This window comes from Xanthobacter sp. BG11Y11_SDJG, from assembly GCF_057364445.1.
Genome location: NZ_JBNFNU010000250.1, coordinates 1 through 6,476, shown reverse-complemented (window position 1 = coordinate 6,476; position 6,476 = coordinate 1). Strand labels below are relative to the sequence as shown.

General features: G+C 69.9%; 6 protein-coding genes and 2 pseudogenes. 1 reads left to right on the top strand and 7 read right to left on the bottom strand.

Annotation, left to right across the window (positions count from 1 at the left end):
* Positions 1-264: hypothetical protein (locus AC2W7M_RS17620; RefSeq protein ID WP_486133654.1), on the top strand; the 264-nt coding region annotated here is incomplete at its 5' end.
* Between the two features lie 54 nt (positions 265-318).
* On the opposite strand, the gene AC2W7M_RS17615 is transcribed toward AC2W7M_RS17620, so the two are convergent.
* The 7 genes and pseudogenes from AC2W7M_RS17615 to AC2W7M_RS17585 form a co-directional block, all read right to left on the bottom strand.
* Positions 319-855: a ricin-type beta-trefoil lectin domain protein gene (locus AC2W7M_RS17615; protein ID WP_486133652.1), complete on the bottom strand. Its 537-nt coding sequence runs from the start codon at positions 853-855 to the stop codon at positions 319-321.
* A gap of 264 nt (positions 856-1,119) precedes the next feature.
* Complete coding sequence (locus AC2W7M_RS17610; protein ID WP_486133650.1) at positions 1,120-1,518, bottom strand: VHL beta domain-containing protein; 399 nt, start codon at positions 1,516-1,518, stop codon at positions 1,120-1,122.
* Between the two features lie 145 nt (positions 1,519-1,663).
* Positions 1,664-2,355, bottom strand: a pseudogene (locus AC2W7M_RS17605) (ABC transporter ATP-binding protein).
* 8 nt (positions 2,356-2,363) lie between these two features.
* Positions 2,364-3,133: pseudogene (locus tag AC2W7M_RS17600) on the bottom strand (ABC transporter ATP-binding protein).
* Positions 3,126-4,088 carry a branched-chain amino acid ABC transporter permease gene (locus AC2W7M_RS17595; RefSeq protein ID WP_486133648.1) on the bottom strand — a complete coding sequence of 321 codons (963 nt, stop codon included), beginning with the start codon at positions 4,086-4,088 and terminating at the stop codon, positions 3,126-3,128. Before AC2W7M_RS17595 ends, AC2W7M_RS17600 begins: the two are co-directional and overlap by 8 nt.
* Positions 4,085-5,008, bottom strand: coding sequence for a branched-chain amino acid ABC transporter permease (locus AC2W7M_RS17590; RefSeq protein ID WP_486133647.1), 924 nt, complete (start codon positions 5,006-5,008; stop codon positions 4,085-4,087). The genes AC2W7M_RS17595 and AC2W7M_RS17590 overlap by 4 nt, the downstream gene beginning before the upstream one ends.
* Before the next feature lie 97 nt (positions 5,009-5,105).
* Positions 5,106-6,287: an ABC transporter substrate-binding protein gene (locus tag AC2W7M_RS17585; protein ID WP_486133645.1), complete on the bottom strand. Its 1,182-nt coding sequence runs from the start codon at positions 6,285-6,287 to the stop codon at positions 5,106-5,108.
* Positions 6,288-6,476: the final 189 nt, after the last annotated feature.

Sequence of the window (6,476 nt, the reverse complement as noted above, 5' to 3'; positions counted from 1 at the left end):
CGCAGCAGTGGCGCCCGCCGAGCCAGCGCTCCACCCGCGCCCTCGCTCACCCCGCCGCCGCTGCCGCGCTACGGGCGCCTGCCGCAGCCCCGGCCCGGTTATGTCTGGGTGCCGGGGCACTGGATCTGGAGCAGCCGGCAACGGCGCTATGTCTGGGTGGACGGGCGCTGGACCCGCAACCGGCCCGGCTTCCGCTATGCCGGGTCGCGCTGGGTGTTCCGCAACGGCGAGTGGCACTTCGTGCCCGGCCAGTGGGTGCGATAGGCCCCGCCCGGCGGGCGGGAGCCTGTGCGGTGAGCAGGCGCCGCCTGCAGGCCGTCAGTCGTTGAAGACGAACTTCTGATTGATGCCGCCATGGCACGGCCAGGCCAGAATCTGTTGCCGCATGCGGATGTTCTGCGGCTGGTTGCCGCCGCGGATGTCCCAGCACAGGCCGCTGGAGGAGCGCACGGTGCTGCTCTTCTCGTCATAGAGCCAGTCGTTCACCACCATGTCGCATGGCGTCACCAGCAATTGCTGCTTCATCACGCCGTCCACGCACAGGCCGGTGTTGGCGCCGACCCGGATGCGGCCGTTGCGCGGATCGAGCACGAACTTCTGCGGCGCCTGGCCGTGGCATTTCCAGAGCATGATGGGGGTCGCCGGGGCGATCTTCCCGCCCGCGATGTCGATGCACAGGCCCGGCTCGTCCGCGCCTTCGGCGACGATGTAGAAGGATTTGCCGCGCCCGCCCGCCGGCGCCCCCTGGGGCGGACGGGGCGCCGCCTGCCGCTGCGGCGGCGGGGGCGGCGCGCCGCCGCCCTGGGTGGAGGTGAGGCAGCCGTCCAGCTTTTGCGGTCGTGTCGCTGCGCGCATCCTCCACGCGCTTGCGCGGCTGGCTCGAACACCACTGGAAATGCGTCTCCCAGTTCATGTTGAGGTTGCGGAACGTGCCGCAATTGGCCTGCTGGCCGCGCAGGAAGCTGGCGACGATCTCGTTGGCGTAGGTGTAGCAATAGTCCGGGCCGTTCTGCGCCTGGGCGCCGGTTCCGGACAAGGCGGCGCAGGCCAGAACAGCAAGGCCGGCAAGACCGCGGCGCAGGGTGTGCATGGGCATGGCGGTTCTCTGTGAGAGGATCATCAATCGCCGAAATATTCAGCCGTGTTCGGGCCGCTTGCCGCCTTGAACACGCCGCCGACGCAGCGGTCCTTCATGTCGACCGCCACCCAGGCATGGCCCACATAGGTCGGCTGCTGGTAGTCCTGGCCGTTCTTCAGCTCGCGGTAATAGTTCCAGTTCCCGTCGAAGTCGATCCAGTAGATCTGGATCGTGCGGCCGGTCGAATTGGCGAAAGTGACGCTGGTTTTGGCCGATGACTTGGGAGAGCGCACCGACCCGGGCTTGGGGCATCCTTTGCCCGTGTGTGCCGGCTCCGCGCCCTGCGCCAGGATGACGGCGGCCCCCGCCGATCCGCCGGTCGTGGCGGACCAGCCGGGAGAACCGGTCGCGAGCGCGACCGCTGTCAAAATCGCAAACATGGACCCCCCAAGCCGCCCGGCGCCTGACACCGCACGCGCCGATCCCATCCAGACCCGCAGCACCTTAGGGGTACTTTCGCTGCTGCCACAAGGAGGGCGCCGGAGCATTCAGGCGGATTTTTTTGCCGCATGGCGCCCGGCCGGCTCAGACTTCGAGAAACCGCGTCGCGCGGGCGGGGTCGGCCTTCAGTTCCGCCGTGGTGCCGGTCCAGGCGGGGCGGCCGCCTCGATCACCACGTGGCGGTCGGCGATGCGCAGCAGCGCCGGCAGGTTCTTGTCCACGAGCAGGATGGCGAGGCCGTCCGTCCGCAGCGCGGAGAGGGCGGACCAGATCTCGGCGCGGATCACCGGGGCCAGGCCCTCGGTGGCCTCGTCGAGGACGAGAAGATCGGGATTGGTCATCAGCGCACGGCCGATCGCCAGCATCTGCTGCTCGCCGCCGGACAATTGGGTGCCGAGATTGCCGCGCCGCTCCTTCAGCCGCGGAAACAGATCGTAGGCCCGCGCCAGGGTCCAGCCTTGCGGGCGCGGCCGGGCGGTGGCGACGAGGTTCTCCTCGACCGTGAGACGCGGGAAGATCTGCCGCCCCTCGGGCACGTAGCCGAGCCCGGCCGCGGCGACGAGGTGCGGCGCCGCCCCGGTCACGTCGCGGCCCTTCACGCGGATGGCGCCGCCCGTCGGCTTCAGCAGGCCGAACAGGGCCTTCAGCGTGGTGGTCTTGCCCATGCCGTTGCGGCCCATGAGCGTCACCACCTCGCCCGGCATCACGTGGAGCGCCATGGCGAACAGCACCTGGGCCTCGCCATAGGCGCAGTCGAGCGCCTCGATCTCGACCAGCGGCGTCATCAGACCGCCTCCTCCTCGCCGAGATAGGCGCGCCGCACCACCGGATCGGCGCGCACCGCCTGCGGCGTGCCGGTGATCGCGAGCGCGCCGGAGATCAGCACGCTGATGCGGTCGGCGAGGGCGAACACGGTGGCCATGTCGTGCTCCACCAGCAGGATCGGGATGCGACCCTTCAGGCCGGCGAGCAGGGCCGTCAGCCGTTCGCCCTCGGCCCGCCCGGTGCCGGCCATGGGCTCGTCCAGCAGCAGCAGCTTGGGCTCCTGCACCAGGCACATGGCGAGTTCCAGCGCCCGCCGCTCGCCATGGGAGAGGGAAGCGGCCGCCGCGTTCCGGCGTGCGGCGAGGCCGATGCGCTCGAGCATGGCGTCGGCCTTCTCCAGTGCCGCGCGGTCGGACAGGGCCGGGCGCCAGCAGCGGAAGGTTCGACCGTCCGCGACGATGGCCGCGAGCGCCACGTTCTCCAGCACCGTGAAGGCGCCGACCACGTTGGAGATCTGGAACACCCGCCCGAGGCCGAGCGCGCGCGCTTCGCCATGCCGAGGCGGGTGACGTCGGCGCCGGCGAACAGGATGCGGCCGGAATCGGCGGCCAGAGCGCCGGCGATCTGGGCGATGAGGCTGGTCTTGCCGGCGCCGTTCGGGCCGATCAGCGCATGGACCTCGGCGGCGCGCACGTCGAGCGTCACGTCGCGCGTCACGTTCAGGGCGCCGAACGACTTGTTGAGGCCCTCCAGCGCCAGAACCGGCGGTTGCGCCAGGGCCTCAGCCATGGACCGCCCCCCGGATGAGGCGCTTCAATTCGGTGCCGCGCAGCAGCACCGCGCCGAGGATGACGAGGCCGAGCCCGAACTTCCAGTACTCGGTGAAATGGCCGAGCGTCTCGTCGACGGCCACCACCGCCACGGCGCCAAGCACCGCCCCGCCGAGCCGCTTCGTGCCGCCCAGCACCACCATGACGATCAGCTCGCCCGAGACGTGCCAGTTCATGGTGGCGGGGGAGACGTATTCCACCTGGTTCGCCAGCAGCACTCCGGCGATGCCGGCGATGCCGCCGGCGGCTGCCAGCGCGGTGAGGCGGTGGGCGAACGGATCGAGGCCGAGCGAGGCCAGCTTCTCCTCATTGGCCCGCCCGGTGCGCAGCATCAGCCCGAACGGCGCGGCGCAAATGCGCTCCAGCAGCAGCAGCGTCACGCCGAGGGCGGCGATGGCGAACACCGCGAGGTCGGTGTCGGTGCGCAGGAAGCGCTGGCCGAAGAATGTGGAGCGGGCGGCGATGCCGAGCCCGTCGTCGCCGCCGAACGCGGAAAGGCTGCCGGCCACGTAGAACAGCATCTGCGCGAAGGCGAGCGTGATCATGATGAAATAGACGCCGCGGGTGCGGAGCGCGATCACGCCCGTGGCGGCGGACCAGAGCGCGGCGGCGGCAAAGCCCAGCGGGAACAGCACCAGCGCGTTGGTCACGCCATATTCCCCGGCGATCAGCACCGCATAGGCGCCGATGCCGAGCGGCGCGGCGTGGCCGAAGCTCACCAGTCCGGCCTGGCCGATGAGGAAGGAGAGCGACACCGCCGCCAGCGCGAGGATGGCGGTGCGGGCGATGATGGTGGGCGCATAGCCCGAGCCGGACCCCACCGCCGCGGCCAGCGCCAGCGCGAACAGGGCGGCCAGCACGAGGGGATGGAGGAGCGCCGACACGGGAACGCCGCCCGCCGCCCGCGCGCTCACGAGGGCCTCCCGCCGAACAGGCCGGACGGGCGGAAGCTGAGCACCAGCGCCATCAGCAGATAGATCAGCATCGAGGACAGCGGCGGGCCGGCAGTGGCGGCGGCCGACTTGCCGATGAGCGCCCGCAGCAGGTCCGGCAGGAAGGCACGGCCCACCGTGTCCACCAGCCCGACGAGGATGGCGGCCACGAACGCCCCCTTGATGGAGCCGATGCCGCCGATCACCACCACCACGAAGGCGAGGATGAGCACCTTGTCGCCCATGGTCGGCTCCACTGACACCAGAGGCCCCGCCATGGCGCCGGCCAGCCCTGCCAGCATGGCGCCGAAGGCGAACACGAACAGGAACAGCCGGTCGATGTCGACCCCTAGCGCCGCCACGGTCTGCGGATGGGTGGAGCCGGCGCGCACCAGCATGCCGGCGCGGGTGCGGTTGACCAGGACCCACAGCAGCACCGCAACCGCGACGCCGACCGCGAGGATGACGAGCCGCCAGACCGGATAGTTCAGCCCCTCGAACAGGGTGACGGTGCCATTCAGCGCCGCCGGCACCGGAAAGGGCAAAGGCGCGGACCCGAAGATCATGCGCACCCCTTCCGTCACCACCAGGATCAGCCCGAAGGTGGCGAGCACCTGCTCCAGGTGGTCGCGCCGTGTCAGGTGCCGGAACACCAGCACTTCCATCACGAAGCCGAGCGCCAGCGCCGCGAGGAGGCCGGCGGCGAGGCCGAATGCGAAACTGCCGCTCCAGGCGGAGAGCACGGCCACGAGATAGGCGCCCAGCATGTACTGGACGCCGTGGGCGAGGTTGATGAAGTCCATGACGCCGAACACCAGCGTCAGCCCGGCGGCGACCAGGAACAGGATCACGCCCAGTTGCAGGCCGTTCAGGAGCTGGGAGATGAACAAAGCCGCAGTCATGGGCAATGGTGCCGGGGGCTCGCGGTGGGCTTCAGGTGGGCTTCAAACGAAAAGGCGCGCGGGCCGGTCGGGTCCGCGCGCCTCCGGAAGGGACGGCTTACTTCAGCGGGCACTCGGCCACATAGGCGTCGGCCGCATTATCGAACACCTTGGACTGGATCTCGGTGGCATAGCGCCCGTCGGGACGCTTCACCGCCTTCACCACATAGAAATCCTGGATCGGGAAGCCGTTGGTGTTGAAGGCGAAGTCGCCGCGCACCGACTTGAAGGGCGCTGACGCCAGCGCCTTGCGGAACGCCTCCTTGTCGGAAACCTTGCCGCCGGTGGCCTTCAGCGCGCCGTCGATCAGCATGGCGGCGTCATAGCCCTGGGCCGCATAGAGCGAGGGCACGATGCCGTATTCCTTCTCATAGGCGGCGACGAAGGCCTTGTTCTGCGGCGTGTCGAGGTTGGGCGCCCATTCCGCGCCCGAGAGCAGGCCCACCGCGGCGTCCTGGGTGGCGGGCAGGGTGGTCTCGTCGATGGTGAAGGACGACAGGAACGGGATCTGCCCCGCAAGGCCGGCCTGCTGGTACTGCTTCACCAGGTTCACGCCCATGCCGCCGGGCATGAAGGTGAAGATGGCGTCGGGCTTGGCGGCCTGGATCTTGGCCAGCTCGGCGGAGAAGTCGAGCTGTCCGAGCTGGGTGAAGATCTCTTCCACCACCTCGCCCTTGAAGTTGCGCTTGAAGCCGGCCATGGCGTCCTTGCCGGCCTGGTAGTTGGGCGTCATCAGGATCACGCGCTTGAAGCCCTTGTCCTGGGCGTACTGGCCCATGACCGAGTGCACCTGGTCGTTCTGGTAGGAGGCCGAGAAGAAGAAGGGCGAGCAGCCCTTGCCGGCGAGCGGGGAGGGGCCGGCATTGGCCGAGATCAGGAACGTCTCGTTGGCCAGCACCGGCTTCTGGATCGCCATCAGCACGTTCGAGAACACCGTGCCGGCGATGATATCCACCTTGTCGCGCTCCATCAGCGCCTTGACCTTGTTCACCGCCACGTCGGGCTTCAGTTCGTCGTCCACCACGATCACCTCGGTGGGCTGGCCGCCGAGCTTGCCGCCCAATTCCTTCACCGCCAGCAGGAAGCCGTCGCGCATGTGCACGCCGAGCGCCGCCGGCGGGCCGGAGAGGGTGGAGACGAAGCCCACCTTGACCGGGTCGGCCAGCGCCGCCGTCGGGGCGGCGAGGATGGTGGAGGCGAGGGCCAGAGCGAGCAGGTGCCTGGTCGTCGAAGCGGGCATCGAGCGTTTCCTTCCGTTCGGGAGCGGGCCTGCCCCCGCCGCCGCGCCGCCACGGTGCGCGAGGGCACCCTGGCGTCGGCGGGACGGAGGCGTTGGCCCGAAAAGTCCTGCGGGATTGCTATAGAAGGTTTTCGCGCCGTCCGGGAGGGGCGGCGACGATGCGGCAGGCGAAGGCGCGCGCGGGACGCG